This window comes from Allocoleopsis sp. (assembly GCF_036703385.1).
Classification (GTDB): Bacteria; Cyanobacteriota; Cyanobacteriia; order Cyanobacteriales; family Coleofasciculaceae; genus Allocoleopsis.
The window spans coordinates 1-25,659 of sequence record NZ_DATNPA010000811.1 but is presented as its reverse complement, the minus strand read 5'-3'; the positions used below and the strand labels follow the sequence as shown (position 1 = coordinate 25,659).

Here is a 25,659-nt window from a genome sequence, read left to right as displayed (position 1 = left end):
AGGCAGCGAGGGAGGCAGCAAAAGACTTATTCGCGGGCTTGGAAAGCATTGACGTCGCCTCTTCTAGCGGCAATTATCAGAAGGCTCTAGACAATTACCGAGCGGCATTGAAAGACTTTGATGCGTTTTTGCAGGTGATTCCTGGATAAAGCGAATGAGCCGTGTTGCCGTGATTGGATGCGGGATAGTTGGTGCTGCGATCGCTTATGAGCTGAGTCTCGTAGGCGGGTTGGAAGTTACTGTTCTTGAGCGGCAACTTCCAGCACAAGAATCTACAGGTGCAGCACTCGGCGTCCTGATGGGTGTCATTAGTAAAAAAAAGGGTCGGGCGTGGCAGCTGCGGCAAACGAGTATGCAGCGCTACGAAACCCTGATTCCTGAACTAGAGGCACGTACTGGATGCCGCATTCCCTTTAATCGTAGGGGCATTGTCATGCTCTGTTTGGTTAGGGAAGATTTAGCTTGTTGGAAGGAGTTAGTCAAAACCCGCCAGTCGCAAGGTTGGCGCTTAGACATCTGGGATACGGCTCAAGTCCAGTCTCATTGTCCTCAGTTAGATAGTGACAAAATTGTAGGCGCGATCTATTCTCCCCAAGATCGGCAACTAGACCCAAAGGCTCTAACCCAAGCTTTGGTAACGGCAGCACAGGGCAACGCCGTTACTTTTCGGTTTGGCGTTGCCGTCGAGGGCGTGAAATCTGAAGTGCCTCAAGGCGGTGATCGCTCAGTTTCTATCCAGTTGTACACCAATGTCGGACAGTTGGAGGTAGATTGGTTAGTTGTCGCCGCTGGATTGGGTTCAACACCAATCACGGCTGCTCTAGAGCAAGCAATCACTATCCGACCTGTTTTAGGTCAAGCATTGCACCTAAGGGTTGACCGTCCCTTAGGGTATCCCGATTTTCAGCCCGTAATCACAGGGAACGATGTCCATATCGTACCGGTGGGTGAGAGGGAATACTGGGTAGGCGCAACAGTTGAGTTTCCTGATCAAGCTGGGGAGGTGGTTGCACAAGCCGAGTTGTTGGAGAAGGTGAGACAAGAAGCGATCGCGTTTTGCCCAGCCTTAGCAGAAGCCACCATCCTTCGCACTTGGTCAGGTAAACGCCCCCGTCCCGAAGGACGCCCTGCTCCTGTAATTGGTCAACTACCGGGTTATAGTAATGTCCTGTTAGCCACGGGTCACTATCGCAACGGTGTTCTCCTTGCACCCGCGACGGCGCAAGCGATTTGTGACGCGATCGCCTCAGGAAGCTCCTAGAACGTCAGTCCATCTAGTCCATATAATTTTAGGGGCAAACACGAGGGACAATGGGGTCGGCCTATTTAAAAACCTCAAACATATTTGATTTAATCGGAAGTTCCCCCAGCTGGAGGAACTTCCCCTGTGCCTCTGCATTCAGCGAGCTTTGCCACCACATTAACTAACTGCTCTGGGTCAAAGGGTTTGGCTAAATGCACCTGAAAACCAGCGTCTAACGCTGCAATGCGATCGCTTTCTCTGGCATAGGCGGTTAGAGCTACAGCGGGAATGTCTCCGCATTGCGCGGCTTCAAGTTGCCGTATCTGGCGCATCAGAGCATAGCCGTCAACGTCGGGCATCCCAATGTCACTCACCAAAACATCAGGTTTCAACTGGGAGAGCAAGTTGAGGACTTCATCAGCTGATGTAGCGGCGATCACTCGCGCCCCACTCTGTTCAAGAATCGTTACGAGCAGGTCTCTAGCATCGGCTTCATCATCAACAATTAACACCTTTAGTCCGTAGAGAGCAGGGGGGTTATCGATGGGGACTGCAATGCCTTTGACAGCACTCGGTGAGACGGCTTTCGAGGAAGGCATTGCCGGAAGCCGTACATTAGGGTTAGCGACCTTTGCGATCAGTGAGTGCACGAATGAGGAAGCAGAGGACTGGCTACAGGCAGACAAAAGGGGGAGTTGCACTGTAAACGTTGCTCCCATCCCCTCACCTTGACTAAATGCCTGAGCCGTACCACCATGCTGTTCGACCAGATAGCGAACAATAGCAAGACCGAGTCCCAGCCCCCCGTAAGAGCGAGTACTGCTGCTGTTCTCTTGGCGAAAGCGCTCAAACACGTAGGGCAGAAAATCGGGAGAAATTCCTTTCCCTGTGTCTGTTACTTGGATCTGGGCATAAGAGTTGGCCGGTTTGCAGGTTGCAGGTTGCTCTTTAGCAGACTCCTTAGAACCTTCAACCTTCAACTCCTTAGAACCTTCAACCTTCAACTCCTTAGAGCCTTCAACCTTCAACTCCTTAGAGCCTTCAACCTTCAACTCTTCCTGAGAACTTGCCAACCACTCAACTTGCTCTAGTCTTACTTCGACTCGCCCACCCGCCGGGGTAAACTTAATAGCGTTAGAGAGCAAATTCCACACCACCTGCTGCAAGCGATTGGCATCTCCCCAAACTGGCCCAGCTGAGGCATCGAGGAAGCAATCAATTTGAATCAGCTTCGCCTCAGCGGCTGGGCGTATCGTCTCGATCGCATCTTCGATAACGGGTACTAGTTCACACGAGGCAACCAATAGGTGGAGCTTGCCCATCATAATTCGTGAGACATCCAGGATATCCTCAATCAGTGCTGCCAAGGACTTGGTATTACGGTCAATCGTCTCCAGAGCGCGCTCCATCTTGCTCTGCTCAAACGTCCGGGTTCGGAGCAAGTGAGTCCATCCCAGCATGGCATTGAGGGGTGTGCGCAACTCATGGGAGAGAGTCGCCAGAAATTCATCCTTCATCCGGTTAGCCGCTTCTGCTTCTGCTCGTGCCTGTCGTTCGGCAGCGTAAGCGCGTGCGCGTTGGATGGCTTGAGCACACTGCTGCGCCAGAGCCTGGATAAAGGCACAGTCCTCTTGGCTAAACCGTTGAGGGTTGGGAAAGCTAAAGCTCATCCCTCCCACTGTACGCCCATCGACAATCAAGGGAAGGGCTGCCCAGGCATTATGCTCAGTATCAGCGTACTGGGTGGCCATGTGCGGGTAGCGTTGCGTCCAGACTTCGCGCGATTTCAGGAAGATGGGTTGCTTTGTCTTGATCGCATCTGCAATCGGTATTTCCGCCGTCATCGGAAAACGACTCCAGGTCTCTAGCATCTCCCGCGGATAGCCAAAAGCACTAATGACCTCCAAGGTGCGATCGCGATTAACCAGAAGTGCAATTATCCCCGCGCTTGCCTTCAAGGCCGTCAAGGCTTGATTAACAACGACCTCACCCACTTGGCTCAAGGATAGTGCTTCGCTCAGAGCCGCCGTGAGCGATTGCAGGCTGGCATTGCGTTCGGCTGTCTCTTCGGCAATCTGTCGCGCTTCTTGAGTTGCTTTTCGAGCGGCTTCGCTAGCGCGGTAGAGCCGTGCGTTATCGACAGCCATTGCTGCACGACGCGCCAAATCCTCCATCAAGGGCAGTTGGTCTGCACTATTGCGACGAGCCGACTCGGCTGTCGCCAAGGTGATGGCTCCTAGCGTTCGCCCACGAGCAAGCAGGGGCAAAACGATCATAGACTTTAAGCTGAATTCGCGCAGGACTTGCAGATGCTGTGCGTCTTGAGCAACCGCTACCAGATCAGAATCAGAAATCTCGGTGGAGAGCAAAGATTGACCAGTCCTTAATACCTTTGGGAGCAATCCAGTTGCGGCATTAAAATTTTCTGGATAGCGTCGGTTGAGCTCCCAGGCAAGTTCCTCTTTTAGCGGATCGCTATGGGCAATGGCAACACGACGAATGCTCTGGTTTTCCTCCAAAATATCCACAGCGCACCAGTCGGCAAGGAAGGGGACGGCTAACTTGGCTACACTTGCCAGCGTGGTTTCGTAGTCCAGGGAGGAAGCCAGAACCGTACTTGCCTGAGCTAAGAACGCTGATTTTAGTCCTTGTGCCTCCGCTTCCAGGCGAGCCGCCTGTTCCCGAATCAGCTGTTCCTTTTGTTTTTCAGCTCGCAGGCGCTCCGTGATATCTCGATTGATGCTGACAAAACCGACTGGATTTCCTGATCGATCATAGAGGGTTTTAGCCGTTGCTTCGATGGGCACGTCAGAGCCATCTTTCTTACGGCAAATCATTTCTCCGCTAAATGTACCCGTTTCCTGAATGGTCTGAATAATCCGTTGAGTCATTGTGGCTGTGATATCCGGACGAATCAGGAAATTCACTCTTGTACCCATCACCTCTTGGGCTGTGTAACCAAAAAGCTCTTCTGCCTTTCCTGTCCATTTTTGGATATTGAGTTCCAGATCTGTAAGTAAGACAGCATCCGGCATTTGCCTTAAGATTTCGTCAGAAAGACGCAGAGCGTCTTCTGCTAACTTGCGATCGCTAATATCCCGTTCAACAGCAATCCAATGGGTATACCAGCCCTCTGCATTGGCTACGGGTACAATGCTAATTTCTACCCAGAACTCAGAACCATCTTTGCGGTAATTGTTCAACTCCACCACGAGCGGCTGCCATTGCTTTAAGGCCGCACGCAGCTTATCGAGCTGGTTGCGATCGCTTTTTGGCCCCTGTAAAATCCTTGGCGTTTTCCCCAGTACTTCCTGGGAGGTATATCCCGTCATGCGAGTAAACGCTTCATTGACGTAAATAATCCGAGGTCCAGGTTCGTCAATCGGTTCGGCTTCGGTAATCACAATCGCATCATTCGCAGTTACAGCTACCGATTCCAGGAATCGCAAACGTTCTTCCGTTTTCTTGCGCTCCGTAATATCCTGGACTATAGCCACCAAGTAATCAATTGACCCATCCACCTGACGGACACAGCGAACTGAGATGTTCGCACAAATCACCTGACCATCTTTGCGGATAAACCGTTTGTCCAGCAAATATCCATCGCTCGTTCCCGCTAAAACTCTGTTAAACTGCTCTAGGTCAGCCGCCAAATCTTCGGGGTGAGTGAGATCGACCCAAGTGAGTTGTCTCAACTCGTGCTGATCATACCCAAAGATGTCACACAGCTTGTCATTAACATCGAGCCAGTTTTTATCCGCTGAAGTAATGGCAATGCCGATTAAAGGCAGTTCAAAGTAACTGCGTAGGAGCGATTCACTGCGCCGTAACAAGTCCTCGGCTCTTTGCCGTTCAGCAACCTCCTCTCTTAAAGACTCATTCACCCTCGCTAACTGAGCCGTTCGCTGCTCCACTCGGAGCTCTAACTCTGCGGTTAGTTGGCGTAGTGCCGCCTGAGCTTGCTGACGCTCAACCCGTTGCTCTGCCTCACGCAATGCCCGCTGCACAGCGGGAACCAGTCGCTCTAAACGGTGCTTGAGTACGTAATCGGTGGCACCACTTTTTAAAGTTGCGATCGCTAATTCCTCACCGAGGGTTGCCGACACAAAGATGAATGGCACATCAGGGCAAATGGTTTGTGCCATTTCCAACGCCGCAATACCATCGAAGGCTGGCAGAGAGTAATCGGAGAGAATCAGCTCAAAAGAGTCTGTTTGTAATGCGCTTCGGAAGTCAGTACTCGTCTCGACTCGCACTAACTCGCTGTCAATCCCTCCGCCGGACAAATGGGCTTGGATGAGTTCTGTATCGAGCAGACTGTCTTCGAGTAGGAGGATACGCAGCATTTCTATAAGCAGTTACGTTGAACTTAACTAGATAGTGCGTCGGGAAGAAATCGATGCGGGTGGTGGTTGATTGACCACAGCCCAGAATAGTCCAAGTTCCTTGATGGCATCAACAAATTCGTGGAAATCCACTGGCTTCACTACGTAGGCATTGGTTCCTCGGTTGTAGCTGTTGATCAGATCCTGCTCCTCGCGGGAAGAAGTCAGCACTACCACGGGTACAGCTCTCAATTCGGGGTCAGATTTGATTTGTCCTAACACTTCCAGCCCATCGATTTTGGGTAGTTTCAAATCCAAGAGCACAACTACAGGATGGCCCTCCATCCGGAGTTTGAAAACTCCCCTACGATATAGATAGTCTAGCGCTTCTGCTCCATCGCGCACTACAACGACTTCATTGGCTAAACGATTTTCCGATAGTACGGCAAGTATGAGTTCGATATCGTTGGGACTATCTTCAACCAGCAGAATTCGCTTGACTTCATGCATCTATCTTATTAAAGATTGAATGTTATAAAGTTGAGAGTTGCAGTTTAGCCGTTTGCTTTAATTTTGCCCAATCTTAAACAAAAATACTAGACCTTGGTAGTGAAAGTTTCCCACCAGTTACGCCTTAGACTTAAACCTTAAACCTTAGACACAACCTCTTAGCTTCGTTGGTGCCGTAGGCGATCGCTCTCCTTCAAACATCCAATCAAGATTAATCGCAGTACGATCAAGCTAGATTTGCTGTATAAGTACTCCTATGACTTCTGCTGCCAACCCACCAACCGTAACTACAGCCCTACCTGACCATACCCAATTGCCAGAATCAGATGGTAGTTTTGTGAAAAATTTTCAGGAGCATCCCCAAAGCATTCTCTTAACTGATTCGATTGAACCCATACTCCAAAAGCGTCATCCCAATGGACAATATTGCATCGGTCAAGATTGTGGAATCTACTGGCGTTTAACTGACCCACCAGAGCGAGGCGCAGAAGCACCCGATTGGTTTTACGTGCCAAATGTCCCACCCAAAGTTAACAATCAAGTCCGACGTTCTTATGTTTTATGGCAAGAGCTGATTGCACCTTTAATTGTTTTAGAGTTCGTATCAGGAGACGGTTCCGAGGAACGAGACAAAACCCCTCTATCCCTGAGTGAGCAAAAGACAGAGCAGAAACCCGGAAAATTTTGGATCTACGAGCAAGTCATTCGTCCGGCATTCTACGGAATTTACGAAGTCAAACGCGGCAGTGTTGAGGTTTATCATTTAGTTGATGGTGAGTATCAGTTAATGCCAGCCAATGAGCGAGGAAATTATCCAATTGCCCCTCTAGGAGTTGAGTTGGGAATTTGGCAAGGTTACTATCAGAATTTAGAATTACCTTGGTTACGTTGGTGGGACGCGGAAGGGAATTTGTTATTGACGGGTCAGGAAAGAGCAGAACTGGAATGCCAAAGAGCAGAGCAAGCGGAATCACAGCTAGAACAGGAACATCGAAGAGCAGAGCGATTGGCAGCACAGTTGCGAGCAGCAGGAATTGAACCGGAGGTGTAAGCGATCGCGCTTATAGGTAGCGGATGCGATTTGAGTAGAGCGATCGCTGCACACGTCTATGGTTGTCCAACGTATGATCGGATCGAACTCTAAGAATAGAATAGTTCCTTTAGGGTAAGTATTTTGCCTGCCCAAAACCTCAGTCAGAATTCCAGTATGGATGCCTTAACCCTCAACCTCAAGCCCATCATTGAACTGACGGATGAGCAATTTTTTCAGCTATGTCAGCTCCACGAGCTTATCAGATTTGAGCATAATGCTGATGGTACATTATTGCTAATGCCTCTTGTTGGCGGTACAACTAGCATCCGCAATGCCTCAGTCAAAATTCCAGTCATGAGAAAAAGTTCTGCCTGGATTTGTCCTAAATCTTGAACCAATCTGGTAATTTACTCACCCTGCTGACGCATCAGCTCTTGATAAGCTGTTGCTGCATCTCTCATGTACTGGTACTCTTCCTTAATTCTTTTGTACTGCGAATCAAAAGCCAACCTATTGTCTCGAATGTTGTCAGGGTTGTATCCAGCAACTTGAATTCCAATTAAACCTTCTCTAATGAGATGAATGTAGATTTTCTGTAATTGCTCTGCTTTTTCTAATAAATTTTCTAGCTCTACAATAGCCCTTTCATATATATCCAGTTGACTAGAGTACAGTTCAGAAGTTGAAACTAAATCTGCTAAATTATTAACTTTTTTACATTGCTCTTCAAGGCTTAAAATCTCTTGCTCGATTTGTAAGTGTTCCTTGATGAGAGGGGCTAACTCTTTTGCTGCTCTCAGTTTGATATCGTTCTGCTCTATTTCAGTATCAGGAATCTGCACATCATCTAGATTGTGCCAAGAAAAGATGTACTCTACATCACCCTTTGGAGTTAATCTAGGAAAAATAACTTGAACTTTATCTCGCTCCTTAAATTTCAAAGGAAGACCATAGCTGTTTAGGCACAAATTAGAATATCTTTCTTCGATTTTATTTATTAAAATAATCTTGGTATTAAGGACTTTTTCGATTTTTTTATTTCGCCTAAAAAATAAATTATCCAGCATTTTAAAAATACCGATGACTGCACAACAGTAAAACTCTTGAGTAATTTTTTCGGATTTTTAAATTGTATCGCTACTTCTGTGTCATGCCCATCCAGCTGGCTTTGCAGCGTAGTAGTTCACCGCACTGATTTTAACGTCTGATTATGGGAGCATTGCTTTGCAGCGTCAGTGAATGCGTGAAGCGTTCGTGTTAGCGAAGCGATAGCCCCGCATTCTCGTTCGGCGTAGCCGTTGCCGTAGCGTCGAGTAGCGATCGCGTAAGCGAATCACCTATATCTTCAACACGCGATCGCTCTCCTTCCAGCATCCAATCAAGATTAGTAGTTAGGTTTTCTTGTTTGTGGGATTCTCAATGGCAAAGCTGAGCGTCTGGTGTAGAGTGGTTTCGCGAATAAACTCCAAATGTGACATCCTCCCTCACTAACTCTTGCGAGTATAGTGAGGGCTTCCCAAACTTGCGATTGAGAATTGCTGCCTCACAGGACTTGCACCCAAGTCTCCTCCGCAGCCAGCAAACACTAGTCCCAGCGTCCGTTGTACCCGATTTAAAATGTTAATTCCAGAGTTCCAGTCTCGATCAATCACTAACCCACAATGAGGGCAGTGATGAACTCTATCTTTGAGGGTTTTCTCGACCCTCTTGCTACAACCAGAACACTCGATACTAGTACCTCTAGGGTCATCTCCAATTGCCCACTTACCGCGTTTTACCGCCACTGTAATGAGTATGTTGAGGAAGCTGCCCCAGGCTGCATCCAATATCGACTTAGCAAGTCGGGTTCTTGCCAAGCCCTTAATGTTCAAGTTCTCAAACGCTATCAGGTCATACTGGTCACACAACCAATGCGCGACTTGATAATGAAACTCTTTTCTGTGTCTGGCGATGTGAAGGTGGAGACGAGCAACCTTGTTGGATTGCCTCTTGTGGTTCTTGGAACCTTTCTCCATCCGTGCCAGTTGTCGTTGTTGACGGGCTAGTTTTTGCTGAGACTTCCTGTAAAACTGGGGAATCTCTATCGCCTGTCCGTCTGATGTTGCTAAAAACTTTTCGAGTCCTACATCTATGCCAACAGCGGATTTGATTTCATCTACAGGCAAAGGTTCGGGAACTGTGTTATCTTCCAGCGACAAACTCACATGCCAACCATCAGCCTTCTTAACTATCGTGGCTTGTTTAATAGTAAAACTATTAGGGATTGGGCGATGTAGGATAACCTCTACCTCACCAATCTTTGACAATTTCAATGTGCTTCCTATTAGGTTTGCACCCGCTTTAGGATGGTTTACTCTAGGAAAAGTAAACGAACAAATGTCACCTCGTTTCTTAAACCGAGGACGACCACCACGCTTGCCTTTCTTGTCAAAAGTCAACAACCGCTTCCAGGCTTTATCCAACCGCATTAAATTCTGCTGCTGGCAGTCGGCATAAATATTTTTGTACTCAGGAAATAGTTCTTTAGTTTGCTTTAGCTCCGATGCTTGCGTGTAGTAATCAACTTTTTCGGGAATATCACCTATCGGTTCAGACACAATACTGCATCGGTCAATCTGACATCGAGTGCGATGCAACCAATCTAATCTTTGACCGAGTGCATAGTTCCAATGTCTACGCAGAAGCTCTCCCCAGACCTCCATCGTGGATGCCTGTTCAGGAGTTGGACGCAGCTTGTACTGATAGGTGAGTAACATTTGCCCCCCTATTGGTATACTCCTAATTGTATACCGAAGGAGGAGTAATGATCAGACAGAAGAAAATTAACTTTTGGGTCAATGAAAGAGAATACGAACAACTGTCGGCTTATGCCATATCACAACAATTGTCTATTTCAGAGGTGCTGCGAGACTATATCAAGTCTTTGCCGACAATACCGCAGCATCCCGACCGTAATTCCCCTGACCACCATTAGCGTAGCGGTAGCGAGTCTTCGAGCGTTAGCTAGCGCTTATGGTGGCAGTACCCTTACGAAGGCCTAGATGGATAAGAGCAAAAACCTCTCTCTACATTACCTAACCTTGGCTGGGGTGATTGCCCTAGGCGTAACCCTACGGTTTTGGAATCTCGACCTTAAGCCCCTCTGGCTCGATGAGGTGCTGACGGCGTTACTCAGCTTAGGTCATCGCTACAAAGATGTACCTTTAGATGTGGTGTTTTCCCCTTCCACGTTGCAGGAGCTGTTTACGCTCCAACCCGATCGCAGTTGTGCTGAAATTGCTCAAGCGGTTGCCATCGAATCCACTCATCCTCCCCTATTCTTTTGCTGGATGCATCAGTGGTTGAATTGGGTGGAACCTGTTGCTCAGCCGTTGAGTTGGAAACTGCGATCGCTTCCGGCTTTATGGGGGGTAATTGCGATCGCGGCTACTTACTGTATCAATCGTCTCATCTTTTCCCCAGCCGCTGGTCTCATGGGAGCGGCTGTTATGGCGGTTTCTCCCTTCGCCGTCTACCTCTCCCAAGAAGCACGTCACTACACGCTACCGATGCTGTTCATCATCCTGGCGCTACTGGGATTAATGCAGATTCAGCACGCCCTCCATAGCCGCCAGCAACTCCCACATCCCCTAGTTTGGTTGTTGTGGGGCATCGTTAACAGTATCGGTTGCTACGTTCACTACTTTTTTATTCTTGCTTTCATTGCTCAGCTTTTGACCCTAACCGGGCTGATGTTCTGGCGTCGTCGGATTTTGCCGAAGGGCAGTTGGGTCGCTGTTACTCTCGTGGTAGTCGGTGTGGGGGTGAGCTATTTGCCTTGGTTATCCGTGATGTTGGGGAGTGTTGGGCGTTCTGAAACGGGTTGGCTTCCCAAACCTCAACATATTGCCCCCTTGTACCAAACATTTTTAGCTTGGCTGAGCATGGCGATCGCACTGCCTGTCGAAGGCCAACCCCTATGGATTCAGCTCCCTGCTGTATTGTTGACGATTTTGTTTGGCAGTTGGGTTGGTTGGCAAGGCTTTCGGGGACTCAAGTTACTTTGGCAGCAGCCGGAAACGCGCCTTGCAACGTTCACTCTCTCCTGTTTTATCCTTTGTGTGTTGCTGCAATTTGTAGCGATTATTTACCTGCTGGGTAAGGATATTACAGTCGCCCCTCGCTATCACTTTGTCTACTACCCAGCTGTATGTGCGTTGCTAGGAGCTAGCTTTACGGCTACTGGGTTGAAGGTTGGAAGGTTGAATGTTGCAGGTTGGAAAGTTGGAAAGTTGAAGGTTGAAGGTTTAAATTCTTCTTCTAACCTGCAACTTGCTAACGTTCAACCTGTAACCCCAATCAAACCTGCAACCCTGTTTCTCTCCGTTTCCTTATTAAGTTGTATCTTTGTGGTTTCCAACTTAGCGTTTCTCAAATCCTTCCATCCTCAGCAGGTAGCGCGGGATATGTACTTGGATCGGGGTGTTCCCATCATGATGGTGGTGGGATACCACAACTTTCAGGATGTGGCTTTGGGATTGAGCTTTGCCCTGGCAATTGACCAACTGCATCGGAATAGTTTGGAGGGAGTTGCTGAGGCTTCGTTTGCGTTTTTGCACCCGGAGCCATCCTATGAATCAGTATGGGAAAAGCTGTCTAAGTTGCCAGTCTTATCAGTACCTCGTTTAAATCTTTGGGTGGTTGCGCCTGGATTGAGGCGTCGAGAGTATCCTCAGCAGCTGACGATTACTCAAGGGACACAACCAAATGCGATTGCCCCGAAGGGGCAGCGCGTAGCGATTGCAAATCCAATTCGTTGCACAATCGACCCCTCTCAGCACTACCGTATTGGAGTTCCCTATCAGCTTTATCGTTGTGTTTCAGCACCTCCCCTGTAGCGTCGCCTGTAACTTTCAAACGCAAGTCTCACTGAACGCGCTGACCAGTTTAGCAAACTCTTGATTCTGCTCCATCAAACCCATGTGTCCACCTGGCCTTAAAGTCACGAATTCGGATTGAGGTAATTCTGCTTTCATACGAATGCTCGCACCCGGTTTAGTCGCAATATCTGAAGCACCCACAATGAGCAGTACCGGAACATTAATCGTTGAGAGTGTTGCCGTTTCCTCGTACTTAAACATCGCCAACGTGCCGCGAGCAAGAACACCTGGTGAACCCAATGCTGATAATAAGGCTGAGAATTCTAATTGACCCCGCGTTTCTGTCCCTTTAAATCCAGAGAGTTCTACACTGATATGCAGCGAACCGTTGAGATAGCTCAGCCACGTCATTAGCCAGAGGAGGGGGGATAACCCAATGGTGAGGTACAACAAGGGTTCGAGTAACGGCTTCTGCACGGTGCGTAAGACCTTACTGAAAATCGCAGTCTTCACTGGATTGGTGTAAGTCGTATCCGCGAGAATTAAGCCCATCACCCGACTCCCCAACTGTTCTGGAAACAGCCGACAGAAGGTGAGTGTGAGCATACCGCCCATACTGTGCCCTAGCAGGATAACCGGCTTCCCGACTAAATCAACAACGGCTTCGAGGTCGCGGGCATATTTTTCGAGTGAGTAATCCTTATTTTTCGGTTTACTCGATTTTCCTAGCCCCGGCAAATCCCAAACAATCACGCGAAAGCGATCGCCTAATTGCCGCTTGACGTAATACCATACAGTACTGTTTGGCCCCCACCCATGCGACAAGATAATCGGTTGTCCATCTTCTGGGCCATAAAACTCCACCTGAAGTACCGTACCATCCGGACGCCGCACGCGCTGCACTGTCTCAGAACGAATCCGCTTCGGTTCATCCGTTCCGGGACGCCGAAATAGCGGCAAACTGATCAAACGACCCCCGAAAGACCAGAGAATCATCGCCAGTCCACCCACTAAATAGGACATTCCCTCTAGTTCACCGATATACCACTCATAGAGGATGTAAATGCCCCCACCCAATATGCCAATGGACAGCAGTCCAACCAGCCAGATGAGAAGGAAATTGAAGGGCATAAACACCATGAACCAAAACCTCCGATAGGGTGCTTTCTTCGTTATCGAAGACCGTAATACCGAGGTTAGACCAGAGTGGGCTCAATAACAAGTACACTGATGATAAAAGTCGTTAAATACTACTGCCCCCAGACTTTATAGTTCATACTTCATTTGGCTTTCTAGATAGGAATGATTACCGTAAACGTTGCACCACCCCCAAGTTCACTGGTAAAAGTGATGCGACCGCCGTGTAACTCCACACATTTTTTCGCAACTGTCAGCCCCAATCCAGAACCCGGAATACTGTTAACATTCTCCCCTCGATGGAATGCCTCAAAGAGATGGGGTTGATCGGATATAGGAATACCAATTCCCTGGTCATATACTTTAAATAATATTGAGTTCTGATTTCGAGTTAATTCTAAATTAATACTTCCTCCATTAGGAGAATATTTCATGGAGTTTGATAATAAATTATTTAGGATGCAACGCAGAAGCTTTTCATCTATTAGCGCCCACTCATATTTACTTTGGCTTGAAAATAATAAGGTGTGATCAGAACTGGCATAAGTTCGATTTTCTTGCAAAATTTGATTGCACAAAGCATTGAGTTCACTTCGGGTTGGGGCAAATTCTAGCCTTCCAGTTTCGGCTCGATTGATGGTTAGAATATCATCCAGCATTTGCCTCATCTCTTTAGCGGCCAAGACAATGCGCTGGAGATTTCTTTGTAGTTTATCCTCTGACCATCCGTGAGTCGAAGATTCGAGAATTTGAGCGGTGAGTAAGATAGTACTCAAGGGAGTGCGAAATTCGTGAGAGGCCATCGAAAAGAAACGAAGTCGTAGTTCACTGAGGGCTTGCTCTCGTTCTAATTCCCGACGCATGTCTTCGGCTCGTTTTCGATCGGTGATGTCAATTCCGATGGTGATGATTTGTTTAACTAAGCCATCGCTATCGAGAATAACCGTATTAAACCAAGAAATCAGGTGGCGACTGCCATCTCGAGCAATCCAGTAATTTTCACTCTCATTCGGAAACTGACCCGATTGGAGTTCCTGAATCATGGCTTGAACTGGCTCTACCTCCTCTGGAATTAAAAACAAATCCCAAATACATTTCCCTTTAACTTCCGCCAAGGAGTAGCCAGTTATTTGCTCACAAGCGCGGTTGAAGCGGATAAATTTTCCTTGCTCGTCAAGAACCGCGATTAAGGCATTGGCGGTCTCTAGAATGGCAGAGATACAATTACGCTCTTCGAGTAACGCGAGTTCAACATTTTTGCGATCGCTAATATCCAAATCTAACCCCGTCATGCGCACGGGTGTCCCTGTTTCGTCGTACAAGACATGACCAATACTGGCTAACCAACGAACGTTTCCGTTAGGTAAGATAATGCGGAATTCATCCTCGTAGTTCTCTCCTTCTTGAAGCACTCGTTTTACATTTTGCAGAACGCGATCGCAATCTTCTGGGTGAATCATCTTAATAAAGCTTTCATAATTACCATCGAAGCCGTTGGTGCCTATACCTAAGAAGCTATGAAAGTTTTCCGACCATGCAATCTTACCCGTCAGGATATTCCAGTTCCAGGTACCCATGTGAGCTGCTTCCAAGGCTGTGCGTAGCTGTTGTTCACTCACTCGGAGCGCCTCTTCGGTCTGCTTGCGCCTTGTGATGTCTATCGCTGTGCCCAAAATTTTTTCGGGTTGACCCTCTGCTGTTCGAGTAAAAATCACCTCCCAAGTGTGAAGCCAGCGCCATTCGCCCCTGGCATTTTTCATCCGGAATTCTTTTTCGAGTACCTCACCATCCTCAGCACAAGCGAATCGTTCCTGCCCTTCGATAACCTGATAAAAATCCTCAGGGTGGATGTGTTCTACAAAAAACTGCCAATTGATTGCTCGTAATTCGCTTTGGGTACACCCATAAAACTCCTCCATTCGGCGATTGGCGTAGACATGACCCTCTTGGATTAGGTCATAGATGTAGAGCTGGCTGGGAGTGGTATCGGCAATTTGTTGAAGGAGATGCTGACTTTCCCGCAAGGCGACCTCTGCTTGCTGGCGCTGCGTGATGTCGCGCATAATTGATAAATGCCGCCCTGGCAGAAAGTCGGCTTTCGCCGCATAGTCTACATTTCGCAGAGTTCCATCTGAACGTACAAGATGTCCTTCTCCTGTGAATTGCCCCTGCTCGCGGAAGGAGCGCCAGACCGTTTCAAAATCACAGCCTGGTTTCATAAAGTCTACAACCCGCCGCCCTAAGAGTTCAGACAGCGGTAGACCGAACAACTGGCAGGCTGCTGGATTGGCTTCGATATAGATACCCTGATCATCTGCGATCGCGATCGCATCTAGCGACCCCTCAAAGATAGCTCGTAACTGCTGCTCCCTCAGCCGAATCTGAGTGATATTCGTAGCGGCACAGGTAATTCCTACAACTTCCCCGGCTAACCCAAGCAACGGCTCTACGGTCAAATCGTAATAGCGAACTTCTCCATTGATGGTCAAACACGTCTCTTCCCGCGTTCCCACTCCCGTCGTCAGCACTCGTCGCTTAATGGCGGTCAGCTGTTCAGCTTCTTCAGCCGATAGAAGTTCCGCGTCCGATTTTCCAATCATCTGCTGGGCATAGCTTTCAGCATTAGTGTTATAGACCCAGGTGTAGCGTAACTCGGTGTCTTGATTGAAGACAATGGTTGGCGAATTTTGCAGCGCCACCCGAAAGCGCTGTTCACTGGTACGGTACAAAGCTTCACTCTGTCTTAGGGCAAGCTCTACCTGCCGACGCCCGACAATCTCAGCCACTAAGTCTTCATAAGCTTGCATTAATTGAGTTAAGCGCTCTGCGATCGCTGTTTCGAGTTCCTGATTAACCCTTTGTAATGCCTCTTCTGCCTGCTTTTCGGCACTGATATCCCGAGCCACTCCATAAATTAATCTTTCTTCTAGAAACGGGACTGCCGTCCAAGACAGCCACTTGTAGGAACCATTTTTGCAGCGATAGCGATTTTCAAACCGAGTGACGCAAATGCCACTCCCTAATTTTTCCATCTCCGCCAGAGTGGCTGCCACGTCTTCTGGATGAACCAATGAGATAAAAGGTTGGGCTTTTAGTTCTTTAAGCGTAAAACCCAGAGTCTTCTCCCAAGCTGGATTGATTTCGGTGAAGTAACCCTTGGTGTTGCCAATGCTCAGCATATCCAGCGACAAATTAAAGAAGCGTTCCGCCGTCGCCTGTTGGATATTGCATTCTTGCTTAGCTTGCTGGGAGTTGGCAAACCAACGCCAAAGCTGAGAGGACACCCAACCTAGTAGCACCATACTGAAACTGTTCGCGATCGCGACTATCAGCATCGGATTGAGCCTACTGGCGATCGACGCTTCGCCTATTAGGCTCCAATACGCAAGAATTGTCCCTGCACTGATTAGGCACAGCGCTAGCCCAAACCCAGCAATAATAATTGGTTGTTTGATAACAGTTTTCATTTCATTTTTATAGTAAATACCTGCGCTATAGGGTTAAGCCCATCGTTCCAGGCCACTTTGTTAACTTCTTTTTAGAATCGGACTTAGGGATGCTCTCTAGTGCCGTCAATCGGTAAATAATTGTTACGATTTTATCAGAAGGGTAAAAATGTTATTATTTCTGTTCTATCAATTCACCACTTCAGGGTCGCTGAAGTGAATTTAAACTTTATTATTTTTAAAGCTTCCCTTCTACCACGTTCCTTTTTCATTTCCCAGAAAATATGATTGAGCTATGAGAATTTTGCTCGTAGAAGATGATGAGTGCTTTGCGGCAGCGCTAGCAGAAGCCCTTTCTGACCAATGGTATGTTGTTGATGTTGCCAAGGACGGGGAAGTCGGTTGGGCACAAGCCCAAGCGCTGAACTATGACTTGATTTTGCTGGATGTGATGCTTCCAAAGCTAGATGGCATCAGCCTTTGCAAACGATTACGCACCCATAGCTATGGCAGCCCCATTCTCATGATGACGGCACTTGATACTAGCTATGACAAAGTCATGGGTTTGGATGCTGGGGCGGATGATTATGTGGTGAAACCGATCGATCTCCCTGAGTTACTCGCTCGTGTTCGCGCTCTCCTGCGTCGAGGCATGACTTCACCGTCGCCTGTATTGGAGTGGGAGGGCTTAAAGCTTGACCCTAGTACCTATGAAGTCTTTTACCAGAATCAACCTTTGCGTCTGACTCCTAAAGAGTATTCTATCCTGGAGCTTTTCCTGCGCAGTGGGCGGCGAGTACTCAGCCGCAGTCTACTCATCGAACACGTTTGGTCATTAGATGCTCCTCCAACCGAAGATACAGTGAAGGCTCATGTTAAAAGTTTACGCAATAAACTCAAAACGGTAGGCGCTCCCAATGATTTGATTGAGACCGTTCATGGTCTCGGCTATCGCTTGAAACAGAGTTCTTAATTCTTATTTACAAAAAACCTCTGTTGGTTGGGACTTTCTTACCCAAATTTTTCACTTCCAAGTTGTAGATTCAGCTGAGTAAGGCCATCGCAGGATATCTGACCTTGCCGCTCCCCAAACTGTGCGTTACAGAGGGAACGAATGAGAGCAGCTAAGAGTGGAGTGGTCTCTACAGCAGTGCAGTACAGAGGTCTTTTGGTTCAAGAAGCGAGCGCTGAGGGATTGTCCATTTTCCCAGTGGATTAGCGTTAGCTAGTAGCCCATCGATGTTAGGAGCGAGATAATGTCATCACCAATGTCCAAAGAGAGTGAAAATTTGGGAATCGTGGTCATCAATGAAGAAATTGAAAATGCTTTAGACCTCTATCCCGATCAACCTTACAAGCAAGCGTTTGCTCATCCTGAATTACGCCAAAAATTAATAAACTATGTTATGGGCGGAATTCAGGGTCTCTATCCAATCCTTGTCAATCAACAAAACTTGTCCACAAAGATGAAGTTTCCCTATCGCTCCTTAGAGCTGCGGCTGCATATCGAGAATTATGTTCATTGGGGAATAGAGTATCTGCTAGCTGGCAATTCGGCTTGGGTGGGTCATCATCACCTGAGTAGTCAAGAAGTGCAACCTAGCTATACTCCTTCCCATCGCTTTAGCTAAGTTTTTGAGTGCATTGAAGAGGCAGTAAGTGTACAAAGGCAAAAGGCAAAAGGCAAAAGGCAAAAGGCAAAAGGCGAAAGGCGAAAATATTTTCGACATGCATAATTGCTCTATATGTCAATCCCCTAGAGATGATCAGGGGGTATTATTTTTTCCTTATCACTTTTTCCTTTTGAATTTCTTATGCTAGACCGACAGCTTCAATGGCGGCTTCTAGCGCGATCGCAACATGAGTCCAATGGGTTCCTCCTTGACAAAAGGCAATATAGGGCTCTCGCAGGGGGCCGTCCGCTGAAAATTCTGAAGTGCTGCCATCAATAAAGGTACCCCCTGCCATCACCAACTGACTCTCATAACCGGGCATCTCTGCGGGCACGGGGCTGAGATAGGAACCGATGGGTGAGTGTTGTTGAATCGCTCCGCAAAAGGCAATCAGCTTCTCTGGTGAACCCAACTGGATAGCTTGAATCACATCACGGCGAGGTGCCATTGGCAGGGGATTCACCGGGTAGCCCAGTTGATGGAAAACATAAGCCGTTAAGTGATTTCCTTTCATGGCTTCTCCCACCATTTGGGGGGCTAAGAACAGTCCTTGAAACAGCAGTCGATTTTGATCGAAGGTTGCGCCCCCCGAACTTCCAATTCCAGGGGCTGTGAGGCGGCAAGCGGCGGCCTCGACTAAATCTGCCCTTCCAGCCATGTAGCCGCCCGCTGTGACAATAGTGCCACCAGGATTTTTAATCAAGGAACCAGCCATCAGGTCAGCCCCAACGGCAGGGGGTTCTCGGTCTTCGATAAACTCACCGTAACAATTATCCACGAAGCAAATCGTGTCGGGGTTTTGTTGTTTCACCAACTGGACGATTTTTTCAATGTCAGCAATAGAAAGGCTCGAGCGCCAGGAATAGCCACAAGAACGTTGAATGAGTACCAGGCGAGTGTGTAATCCCACCGCTTGACTCAAAGCTTGCCAATCCACAGTTCCCTCCAGGGTGAGAGGTAACTCCCGGTAACTAATGCCAAAGTCCTGGAGAGAGCCTTGATTTTGACCCCGTAAACCAATGACCTCTTCTAAGGTGTCGTAAGGCGCACCAACCACCGCCAGCATCTCGTCGCCAGGACGCAAGACACCAAACAAGCAACATGCGATCGCATGAGTTCCCGAAACTAACTGCACCCGTACCGCCGCCGCCTCAGCCCCCATCACCTCCGCAAACACCTGATCCAAGGTTTCGCGACCCAAATCATCATGCCCATAACCACTCACCCCGGCAAAGTGATGAGCACCTACACGGTGACGCCGAAAGGAATTCAGTACTTTTTTGAGATTTTGCTTGACGGCGGTGTCAATACCGTAAAAAATCGGAACTAGTGCCTTTTCTGCTTCTTGCAGTTGCTGATCGCTGTTCATTAATCAATCAATTTGTGATTGGCGATTTTTGAAGGTTGGACTTTTTCACAAATCAAAACTCCAGAATCCATCCTTCAAAATCTCAAATAAGATAACAGATTAGGCTACACAATTTAAATAAAACTTACAGATGACGATCGCTACCTCAAATTCAGAAAAAGCGGAGATTTCCTCCCCCTTACGCCCCGATTGGGTCACCATCATGTTCATGGCGGTGCTACATATCGGCGCTCTTTTTGCCCTGCTCCCCAGCAATTTTAGCTGGAAAGCTGTCGGATTAGCTATTTTTCTCCACTGGGTTACTGGTGGTTTAGGAATTACGCTAGGATTTCATCGCTTAGTTACTCATCGCAGTTTTCAGACTCCTAAGTGGCTGGAATACTTCTTCGTTTTCTGCGGCACTTTAGCGTGCCAAGGAGGGCCAATCCGGTGGGTTGGTTTGCATCGCATCCATCATTTGCATTCCGATACTCAACCCGATCCTCATGATTCCAATCGTGGATTTTGGTGGAGTCATATGGGTTGGATGCTCTATCATATCCCATCTGATGTAGACGTTCCTCGCTACACAAAAGACATTTCAGATGACCCGGTTTATCAGTTTCTTCAAAATTATTTTGTCCCCATTCAAATCGTTCTGGGCTTGATTTTATACGGCTTAGGAGGCTGGTCTTTCGTCGTTTGGGGCATTTTTGCCCGGATCGTGATTGTATTTCACTGCACTTGGTTGGTCAACAGTGCAACTCACATGTTTGGTTATCAAACCTATGACGCGAATGACCACTCAAGAAACTGTTGGTGGGTTGCTTTAGTCACGTATGGTGAAGGCTGGCATAACAACCATCACGCCTACCAATATTCAGCTCGACACGGTATGAAATGGTGGGAAATTGACCTCACCTGGATGACGATTCAGTTTCTACAACTATTAGGCTTGGCACAGAAGGTAAGATTGGTTGAAAAATAGTTGAAGGTTGGAAGGTTGAAGGTTGTAATTAGATTGTAAGGTTAGGAAATTAGCTGGTTAATAGGTTTACAGGCTAATCCGTTTTGCCAACCTTCACCCCTTATTCTTCTAACCTTCAATTTTCTAACCTTTAACCTTCAACCCTTTAATATTTTCCATTCCCCTGAATCACCTGTTTAAGTGTAGTAAGCGCCTCTAAGCTAATCATTCCTCGACGATAACCTTTTTGGTTAGACATCCCCAGAAAAACGGCATCTGCCCGTTTGGGGTTACGTGAAAATCGGGGTGAGGAATTAATATAAACCGAGGCGCTATCCACACCTAAGGCAAATTGGCGACTTTCCTGATAAGACTCTGTGACAATACAGTCAGCATGACCACTACTGTACTGGTTCAACCAGTTAATCGCGGACTCGATGCTATCGACGACCTTAAATGCGATGGTCTTATTCAGATAAGGTTGATTCCATTCATATTCTGCCGCTAAGGTTAACTGCTCAGGAAACTCAGCCACTAGTTCGTCATCCCCTTTGAGTTTGAACCCCTTTTCTTTGAGGCTATTCCAGAGAATGACTAGGGAGGAAGGTTTTTGATGGCGATTAATCAATATCTTTTCAATCGCGTTAACTGGGTCTGGCTCACTCGCCTGACTGTCTAAAATCACCCAACGTACCATATCCAGGCTGCCTGTGGCAGACCAGTACAGGTAGCAGTTCCCCATTGCTGACCTTAAAACTGGTGCCGTAGATTGTTCCAGCACTTGCTGCACCAATGTCGGCCGTCCATAGGGAATCACCAGATTGATATATCGGTCTTGCGTGACCAAATCCCGAATCGAGGCACCTTGTTCTGGAGGCAATAGTTGCAGGCATCCTTCGGGCAACCCCGCTTCATCCAGAGCTGCTTGTAAAGCCTGGGAAATCACCTGATTGGATTGGCTGGCTTCACTCCCCCCTCTGAGAATCAGGCAGTTCCCCGTTTTGATACAAAAGCCTGCTGTGATCGCGCTCAACTCTGGGAAGGCTTCGTAAATTAACGCAATAACTCCCAACGGCATCAGGTGGCAGTAAGTTTGAGAGTGATCCAGTTGATAGGAGGCATTCATGACCCGCCGAATCGGGTCGGATAACTCCCCAATCCTTTGCAAAATCTGGATGGTCGTTTGAAGCCGTTCTGGTGTCAGTTTGAGCCACTCCCAAATGATTTCTGGCACCGCCATTTCTCGGCTGGCTTCTAAGTCGAGGGTGTTGGCTTCCAAAATATCATCAAAGGATTGAGAGAGCGCCTTCGCCATCGCTTGAATCCCGCGACTACGGTCTACTCCTGTAGTCGTTGCTAAGACTAAAGAAGCCCGATAGGCACGGGTCACAGCATCAGTTGGGTTAGGTGCGAAGCCATCAGTCTCCATTTTCACCTTCTGCTAACGCCGATGAGCGAGCCAAAGCCATAGAGAAGGCAGTAATGCCAGCAACACCGCCAGCAATGCCAACAAGATGATGACGTTCGTGCCTCTTGGAGAGTGTAAGGCGATCGGCAGCCAGAAAACCAGGAGAACGAAGACGATCCCCACCGCAATCGGTAAGTAATATCCCCCAAAACTCGAATTGGCTGTATTCCAGCGATGTCCTGTCCAACGGTACGCTTTTTTGTAGGGATAGCTGGTCGATAGTTGCTCTATCACATACCCAGTGTCTTCAACCACGAAGATTTGCTGACAGCGATTGCAGCCAAAGGCATCTGTCAGCGCGATCGGTATTAAAGAACCCCGACGCCGACAAGGGCAGGGGTACTCATTGTTTAAGTCAATCTTTTGAGATTTCTGAGATGGCACAAGCGCTATTTCATTACCCAAACATTTCAAGCAAAGATTATCCTAACTTTCTCAGGAGTAGTTTTGATCAATCCCGTTTAATAGGGGGATTGCTAATGACTACCGCCTTAGCAGCGATCGAGACCCCGGTTTGAGCGATGCAGAGGAAACACTCATTCTTAATCATACTAGGGCTTTCCTTAACCTGCAAAAACCCTTGCTCAGCATTTGGATCTCAGCCCGTCCATGTTTTGTATAACTTACAAGCTACAGTAAATCAGGGAAAAAGTACTAATTCACTTTTTCCTAGGAACTTCTCTTCTGCTTGTCTTAAGCGGGTAACGCGATTCGAACGCGCGACATTCACCTTGGCAAGGTGACGCTCTACCACTGAGCTATACCCGCATCGTTTCTATAATCTATAGCTTGTCACAATAATCACAATCTGTCAACTGCCTTGGGATTATATATTCTAGATGAACTGAGCAAAGTTGATAGATATGGGTATAGGTTGAAAGTTGGCAGGTTGAAAGTTAGATAGGTTATATTCTGAACCTTGAACCTTGAACCTTCAACCTTTTAACCTTCAACCCATTCCCCATGCCCCATTCTCCAATGGCTAGTCCGCCAACGGTTTATGTTCAACCGTTGCCTCTGAGGTAATGGCTCGATTCGAGGCGATCGGTAGCGCTTGAGGAGTAACAGCGCCCTCCTCATAGGACGTATAGGCTGAAGCTAAACCATTTCCCTTGAAGTGCTGCATTAAGCTAGCCATCTCCAAGGCATTCAAGGCATAGTCCCAGCCCTTATTGCTCTTGATACCCGCCCGTTCTAGGGCTTGCTGCATGGTATCCACCGTCACAACCCCAAAGATTACTGGTACCCCCGTTTCAACACCAGCCGCAGCAATCCCCTTAGCCACTTCGGCAGCGACATAATCAAAATGAGGGGTTTGTCCCCGGATGACTGCGCCCAGACAGATCACAGCATCATAGCGTCCCGTGATTGCGGCTTGACGAGCCATCAGGGGCACCTCAAAAGCACCAGGTACCCAAATATAATCCACTTGAGTACCGTGGGGATTAGTATCAACACCGTGGCGTTTCAGGCAATCTTGACACCCTGCGAGAAGTTTGCCCGTCACTAAATCGTTAAATCGACCAATGATAATTGCAAACCGCAGAGGTGTAGATGAAGTAAAAGTTCCCTCGAAAACTGCCATGACTGTTGTGTTAATTCATTAAGAGCGAGAATTTGAGTGGGGGCGTGTACCTTGTTTACACCACCAAAAAATTCAAGACGCCAACTAGAAGAACAAGCGCGACCCAAACGCCAGAACCCAAAAATATCAACTGTTTGGATTGATTCCAGTTCTGCGGAGAGGCGTAGGCGACGGGAACACCGACAACCATCACAAAGGACAAGGCAACCAGAGCAGCAAGTGATATTTGAAATATGATAGACATTTCTTGTTCTCCCAAATTAAAAGCTGTAGGCTGGATAAATTTATTCAGCCCGAATTTGACTGATAGTGAAGTACGACAGGGACTCTGCCCGTAACCTTTCCAGCTTCATCCACTGATGCCTTTTAGTACAAAGCCTAATTGGTCTTACTCCGCGTCCACTGGCAGACACCCTCCGAGAGAAGGCGTAATGAGAGTTTGTGGCTTGGCTTTCGCCAACAGGACAACTTCTTTGCCCTTTGTCGCTTCTGTCTACCTGGCTGTGCTAGTTTCAGCCCACATATATCTCAAATAGTGCATATGTGGATTTTGTTATTTTGCCACCCAGGCAGGGATCGCAACCAATAATATAATCTCATGGCAAGAGCTAGAGTTTTCAAGTTATTGCCGCGTTTTTATCTTGACGCCACTGTTGGGGCTAAGAATTCTTTCGGGCTCTTATTAAATGCTTTCTGTCCATTAAGCTACCAAACTTTGACGGACTTTGGCTAAAATTCCCCGGCGGTTAAACAACTCACCCCGCAAACAATGGATCTGATTTTGTGTCACACAACAACTGATTTCGATGCCCTAGGAGCAGCAGTGGGGTTAACGCGCCTGAAGCCTGGAGCCAAGTTAGTTCTAGCTGGGGGGGCTCACCCAGCGGTTCGGGATTTTTTAGCACTGCATCGGGATGAGTATGCCCTGATTGAGCGTCGGTCTGTCAACTCCCAAGAAATTCAGTCCCTGGTTGTGGTCGATACCCAAAAGCGCGATCGCTTAGGGAAAGCGGCTGAGTGGTTGGACTTACCTCATTTAACCGCCATTGAAGTCTACGATCATCACCTGGATATCGACAGCGATATCCCTGCTACACAGCTTCAGATTGAGCCAGTGGGAGCAACGACGACTGTGATCGTTGAGCAGTTGCAGCAAGCTTCTATTGTATTAACCACAGCTGAGGCAACTGTCCTAGCTCTGGGTATCCACGTTGATACCGGCTCCTTAACTTATGACCAGACGACATCGCGAGATGCGGCGGCTTTAGCCTGGTTGATGGTACAAGGGGCAAATGTGCGGCAAATTGCTGAATATGTCGATCCAGGGCTGTCTCCTCAACTCCAAACGCTTTTAAAACAAGCCTTGGATACTTTGCACTCACAAGAACACTTGGGTTACAAAATTTCTTGGGTACTGCTCAAAACCACAGGCTTTGTGCCTGGATTATCGGGCTTGGCGTCGCGACTTGTCGAATTTACAGAAAGCGATGCCTTGTTGCTGGCGGCAGAATATCCTCAAGGGTTACAGGTTGGCAAGTTGAACCAAGGGTTACAGGTTGGCAAGTTAAAGGTTGAAAGTTCAAACCTTCAACCATCCAACCTTGAACCTTCAACTCAAACAAACCTTCAACCTTCAACCTATCTAACCGTAATAGGGCGATCGCGAATTGAAGGAACCAACTTGAACGAGTTGTTCCAACCCTTGGGTGGAGGGGGACATTCCCAGGCGACATCGATGAGACTGCGCGATGTTGATTCCCTAAGCACTCTAGAGCAGCTCATTGAGCAACTCAAAGACCAAGTTCCTCAACCTCTAACCGCACGGGAGTTAATGTCGTCACCAGTGCGCACAATTCGGCCTGAAACAACCATTAGCGAAGCTCAAAGGATTTTACTGCGCTACGGTCATTCCGGGCTTTCCGTAGTGGATGAGAATGACCAACTGGTTGGGGTTGTCTCGCGGCGGGACTTGGATTTAGCGCTGCATCACGGGTTCGGTCATGCACCCGTCAAAGGCTACATGACCCGGAATGTAAAGACGATCGCACCCGAAACGTCGCTGCCA

At 47.9% G+C, this 25,659-nt stretch carries 20 protein-coding genes and 1 tRNA gene; 9 read left to right on the top strand and 12 right to left on the bottom strand.

What is annotated here, in order from left to right:
• Positions 1-154: 154 nt before the first annotated feature.
• Positions 155-1,261, top strand: a complete 1,107-nt coding sequence (locus tag V6C93_RS37820) for an FAD-dependent oxidoreductase (protein ID WP_333481850.1) — start codon at positions 155-157, stop codon at positions 1,259-1,261.
• A gap of 89 nt (positions 1,262-1,350) precedes the next feature.
• On the opposite strand, the gene V6C93_RS37815 is transcribed toward V6C93_RS37820, so the two are convergent.
• A complete protein-coding gene (locus tag V6C93_RS37815) occupies positions 1,351-5,589 on the bottom strand; it encodes a PAS domain S-box protein (protein ID WP_333481849.1) in 4,239 nt (1,412 codons plus the stop codon).
• Positions 5,590-5,616: 27 nt separating this feature from the next.
• The gene (locus tag V6C93_RS37810; protein WP_333481848.1) at positions 5,617-6,078 is read right to left on the bottom strand and encodes a response regulator; all 462 of its coding nucleotides are present in this window, start codon (positions 6,076-6,078) and stop codon (positions 5,617-5,619) included.
• A gap of 256 nt (positions 6,079-6,334) precedes the next feature.
• Here V6C93_RS37810 and V6C93_RS37805 point away from each other — a divergent pair, with 256 nt between their 5' ends.
• Positions 6,335-7,129, top strand: a complete 795-nt coding sequence (locus V6C93_RS37805) for a Uma2 family endonuclease (protein ID WP_333481847.1) — start codon at positions 6,335-6,337, stop codon at positions 7,127-7,129.
• A 123-nt stretch (positions 7,130-7,252) separates the two neighbouring features.
• Positions 7,253-7,504: a Uma2 family endonuclease gene (locus V6C93_RS37800; protein ID WP_333481846.1), complete on the top strand. Its 252-nt coding sequence runs from the start codon at positions 7,253-7,255 to the stop codon at positions 7,502-7,504.
• 14 nt (positions 7,505-7,518) lie between these two features.
• On the opposite strand, the gene V6C93_RS37795 is transcribed toward V6C93_RS37800, so the two are convergent.
• Both V6C93_RS37795 and V6C93_RS37790 read right to left on the bottom strand, forming a co-directional pair.
• Positions 7,519-8,178, bottom strand: a complete 660-nt coding sequence (locus V6C93_RS37795; RefSeq protein ID WP_333481845.1) for a hypothetical protein — start codon at positions 8,176-8,178, stop codon at positions 7,519-7,521.
• A 420-nt stretch (positions 8,179-8,598) separates the two neighbouring features.
• A complete protein-coding gene (locus V6C93_RS37790; RefSeq protein WP_333481844.1) occupies positions 8,599-9,867 on the bottom strand; it encodes a transposase in 1,269 nt (422 codons plus the stop codon).
• Positions 9,868-9,914: 47 nt separating this feature from the next.
• On the opposite strand from V6C93_RS37790, the gene V6C93_RS37785 reads away from it, so the two are divergent.
• Together V6C93_RS37785 and V6C93_RS37780 are read left to right on the top strand one after the other, a co-directional pair.
• The gene (locus V6C93_RS37785; protein ID WP_333481843.1) at positions 9,915-10,085 is read left to right on the top strand and encodes a hypothetical protein; all 171 of its coding nucleotides are present in this window, start codon (positions 9,915-9,917) and stop codon (positions 10,083-10,085) included.
• Positions 10,086-10,152: 67 nt separating this feature from the next.
• Positions 10,153-11,988, top strand: coding sequence for a glycosyltransferase family 39 protein (locus V6C93_RS37780; RefSeq protein ID WP_333481841.1), 1,836 nt, complete (start codon positions 10,153-10,155; stop codon positions 11,986-11,988).
• A 15-nt stretch (positions 11,989-12,003) separates the two neighbouring features.
• On the opposite strand, the gene V6C93_RS37775 is transcribed toward V6C93_RS37780, so the two are convergent.
• Both V6C93_RS37775 and V6C93_RS37770 read right to left on the bottom strand, forming a co-directional pair.
• A complete protein-coding gene (locus tag V6C93_RS37775; RefSeq protein WP_349262966.1) occupies positions 12,004-13,110 on the bottom strand; it encodes an alpha/beta hydrolase in 1,107 nt (368 codons plus the stop codon).
• A 152-nt stretch (positions 13,111-13,262) separates the two neighbouring features.
• Positions 13,263-16,574: a PAS domain S-box protein gene (locus V6C93_RS37770; protein ID WP_333481839.1), complete on the bottom strand. Its 3,312-nt coding sequence runs from the start codon at positions 16,572-16,574 to the stop codon at positions 13,263-13,265.
• 274 nt (positions 16,575-16,848) lie between these two features.
• Between V6C93_RS37770 and V6C93_RS37765 the strand changes: the two genes are divergently transcribed.
• Together V6C93_RS37765 and V6C93_RS37760 are read left to right on the top strand one after the other, a co-directional pair.
• Positions 16,849-17,526 carry a response regulator transcription factor gene (locus V6C93_RS37765; RefSeq protein ID WP_333481838.1) on the top strand — a complete coding sequence of 226 codons (678 nt, stop codon included), beginning with the start codon at positions 16,849-16,851 and terminating at the stop codon, positions 17,524-17,526.
• A 283-nt stretch (positions 17,527-17,809) separates the two neighbouring features.
• The gene (locus V6C93_RS37760; protein ID WP_333481837.1) at positions 17,810-18,184 is read left to right on the top strand and encodes a hypothetical protein; all 375 of its coding nucleotides are present in this window, start codon (positions 17,810-17,812) and stop codon (positions 18,182-18,184) included.
• A gap of 181 nt (positions 18,185-18,365) precedes the next feature.
• Here the strand turns inward: V6C93_RS37760 and V6C93_RS37755 are convergent, their stop codons facing one another.
• Complete coding sequence (locus tag V6C93_RS37755) at positions 18,366-19,595, bottom strand: methionine gamma-lyase family protein (protein ID WP_333481836.1); 1,230 nt, start codon at positions 19,593-19,595, stop codon at positions 18,366-18,368.
• A gap of 130 nt (positions 19,596-19,725) precedes the next feature.
• On the opposite strand from V6C93_RS37755, the gene V6C93_RS37750 reads away from it, so the two are divergent.
• Entirely contained in the window at positions 19,726-20,562 is an 837-nt protein-coding gene (locus tag V6C93_RS37750) for an acyl-CoA desaturase (RefSeq protein ID WP_333481835.1), read from the top strand.
• A gap of 145 nt (positions 20,563-20,707) precedes the next feature.
• Here V6C93_RS37750 and V6C93_RS37745 read toward each other — a convergent pair whose 3' ends face one another.
• The 5 genes from V6C93_RS37745 to psbZ all read right to left on the bottom strand — a co-directional run bounded on the left by V6C93_RS37745 (position 20,708) and on the right by psbZ (position 23,838).
• Complete coding sequence (locus V6C93_RS37745; protein WP_333481834.1) at positions 20,708-21,970, bottom strand: glutamate-5-semialdehyde dehydrogenase; 1,263 nt, start codon at positions 21,968-21,970, stop codon at positions 20,708-20,710.
• 12 nt (positions 21,971-21,982) lie between these two features.
• Positions 21,983-22,393, bottom strand: a complete 411-nt coding sequence (locus tag V6C93_RS37740; RefSeq protein WP_333481833.1) for a hypothetical protein — start codon at positions 22,391-22,393, stop codon at positions 21,983-21,985.
• A 312-nt stretch (positions 22,394-22,705) separates the two neighbouring features.
• Positions 22,706-22,777: transfer RNA gene (locus tag V6C93_RS37735), tRNA-Gly, on the bottom strand.
• Between the two features lie 214 nt (positions 22,778-22,991).
• Entirely contained in the window at positions 22,992-23,594 is a 603-nt protein-coding gene (ribH, locus tag V6C93_RS37730; protein ID WP_333481832.1) for a 6,7-dimethyl-8-ribityllumazine synthase, read from the bottom strand.
• Between the two features lie 55 nt (positions 23,595-23,649).
• Positions 23,650-23,838 carry a photosystem II reaction center protein PsbZ gene (gene psbZ / locus V6C93_RS37725; RefSeq protein ID WP_015181892.1) on the bottom strand — a complete coding sequence of 63 codons (189 nt, stop codon included), beginning with the start codon at positions 23,836-23,838 and terminating at the stop codon, positions 23,650-23,652.
• Between the two features lie 525 nt (positions 23,839-24,363).
• Between psbZ and V6C93_RS37720 the strand changes: the two genes are divergently transcribed.
• Positions 24,364-25,659, top strand: a 1,296-nt coding sequence (locus V6C93_RS37720; protein ID WP_333481831.1) for a CBS domain-containing protein, incomplete at its 3' end; no start/stop codon positions are given.

What these genes read in the sequence shown, in the direction of transcription:
- V6C93_RS37820 (WP_333481850.1), top strand. Translation starts at nt 155, where the DNA reads ATGAGCCGTGTTGCCGTGATTGGATGCGGGATAGTTGGTGCTGCGATC.
- V6C93_RS37745 (WP_333481834.1), bottom strand. Translation starts at nt 21,970, where the DNA reads ATGGAGACTGATGGCTTCGCACCTAACCCAACTGATGCTGTGACCCGT.
- V6C93_RS37750 (WP_333481835.1), top strand. Translation starts at nt 19,726, where the DNA reads ATGACGATCGCTACCTCAAATTCAGAAAAAGCGGAGATTTCCTCCCCC.
- V6C93_RS37810 (WP_333481848.1), bottom strand. Translation starts at nt 6,078, where the DNA reads ATGCATGAAGTCAAGCGAATTCTGCTGGTTGAAGATAGTCCCAACGAT.
- V6C93_RS37780 (WP_333481841.1), top strand. Translation starts at nt 10,153, where the DNA reads ATGGATAAGAGCAAAAACCTCTCTCTACATTACCTAACCTTGGCTGGG.
- psbZ (WP_015181892.1), bottom strand. Translation starts at nt 23,838, where the DNA reads ATGTCTATCATATTTCAAATATCACTTGCTGCTCTGGTTGCCTTGTCC.
- V6C93_RS37765 (WP_333481838.1), top strand. Translation starts at nt 16,849, where the DNA reads ATGAGAATTTTGCTCGTAGAAGATGATGAGTGCTTTGCGGCAGCGCTA.
- V6C93_RS37755 (WP_333481836.1), bottom strand. Translation starts at nt 19,595, where the DNA reads ATGAACAGCGATCAGCAACTGCAAGAAGCAGAAAAGGCACTAGTTCCG.
- V6C93_RS37760 (WP_333481837.1), top strand. Translation starts at nt 17,810, where the DNA reads ATGTCATCACCAATGTCCAAAGAGAGTGAAAATTTGGGAATCGTGGTC.
- V6C93_RS37770 (WP_333481839.1), bottom strand. Translation starts at nt 16,574, where the DNA reads ATGAAAACTGTTATCAAACAACCAATTATTATTGCTGGGTTTGGGCTA.
- V6C93_RS37805 (WP_333481847.1), top strand. Translation starts at nt 6,335, where the DNA reads ATGACTTCTGCTGCCAACCCACCAACCGTAACTACAGCCCTACCTGAC.
- V6C93_RS37815 (WP_333481849.1), bottom strand. Translation starts at nt 5,589, where the DNA reads ATGCTGCGTATCCTCCTACTCGAAGACAGTCTGCTCGATACAGAACTC.
- V6C93_RS37785 (WP_333481843.1), top strand. Translation starts at nt 9,915, where the DNA reads ATGATCAGACAGAAGAAAATTAACTTTTGGGTCAATGAAAGAGAATAC.
- ribH (WP_333481832.1), bottom strand. Translation starts at nt 23,594, where the DNA reads ATGGCAGTTTTCGAGGGAACTTTTACTTCATCTACACCTCTGCGGTTT.
- V6C93_RS37790 (WP_333481844.1), bottom strand. Translation starts at nt 9,867, where the DNA reads ATGTTACTCACCTATCAGTACAAGCTGCGTCCAACTCCTGAACAGGCA.
- V6C93_RS37775 (WP_349262966.1), bottom strand. Translation starts at nt 13,110, where the DNA reads ATGGTGTTTATGCCCTTCAATTTCCTTCTCATCTGGCTGGTTGGACTG.
- V6C93_RS37795 (WP_333481845.1), bottom strand. Translation starts at nt 8,178, where the DNA reads ATGCTGGATAATTTATTTTTTAGGCGAAATAAAAAAATCGAAAAAGTC.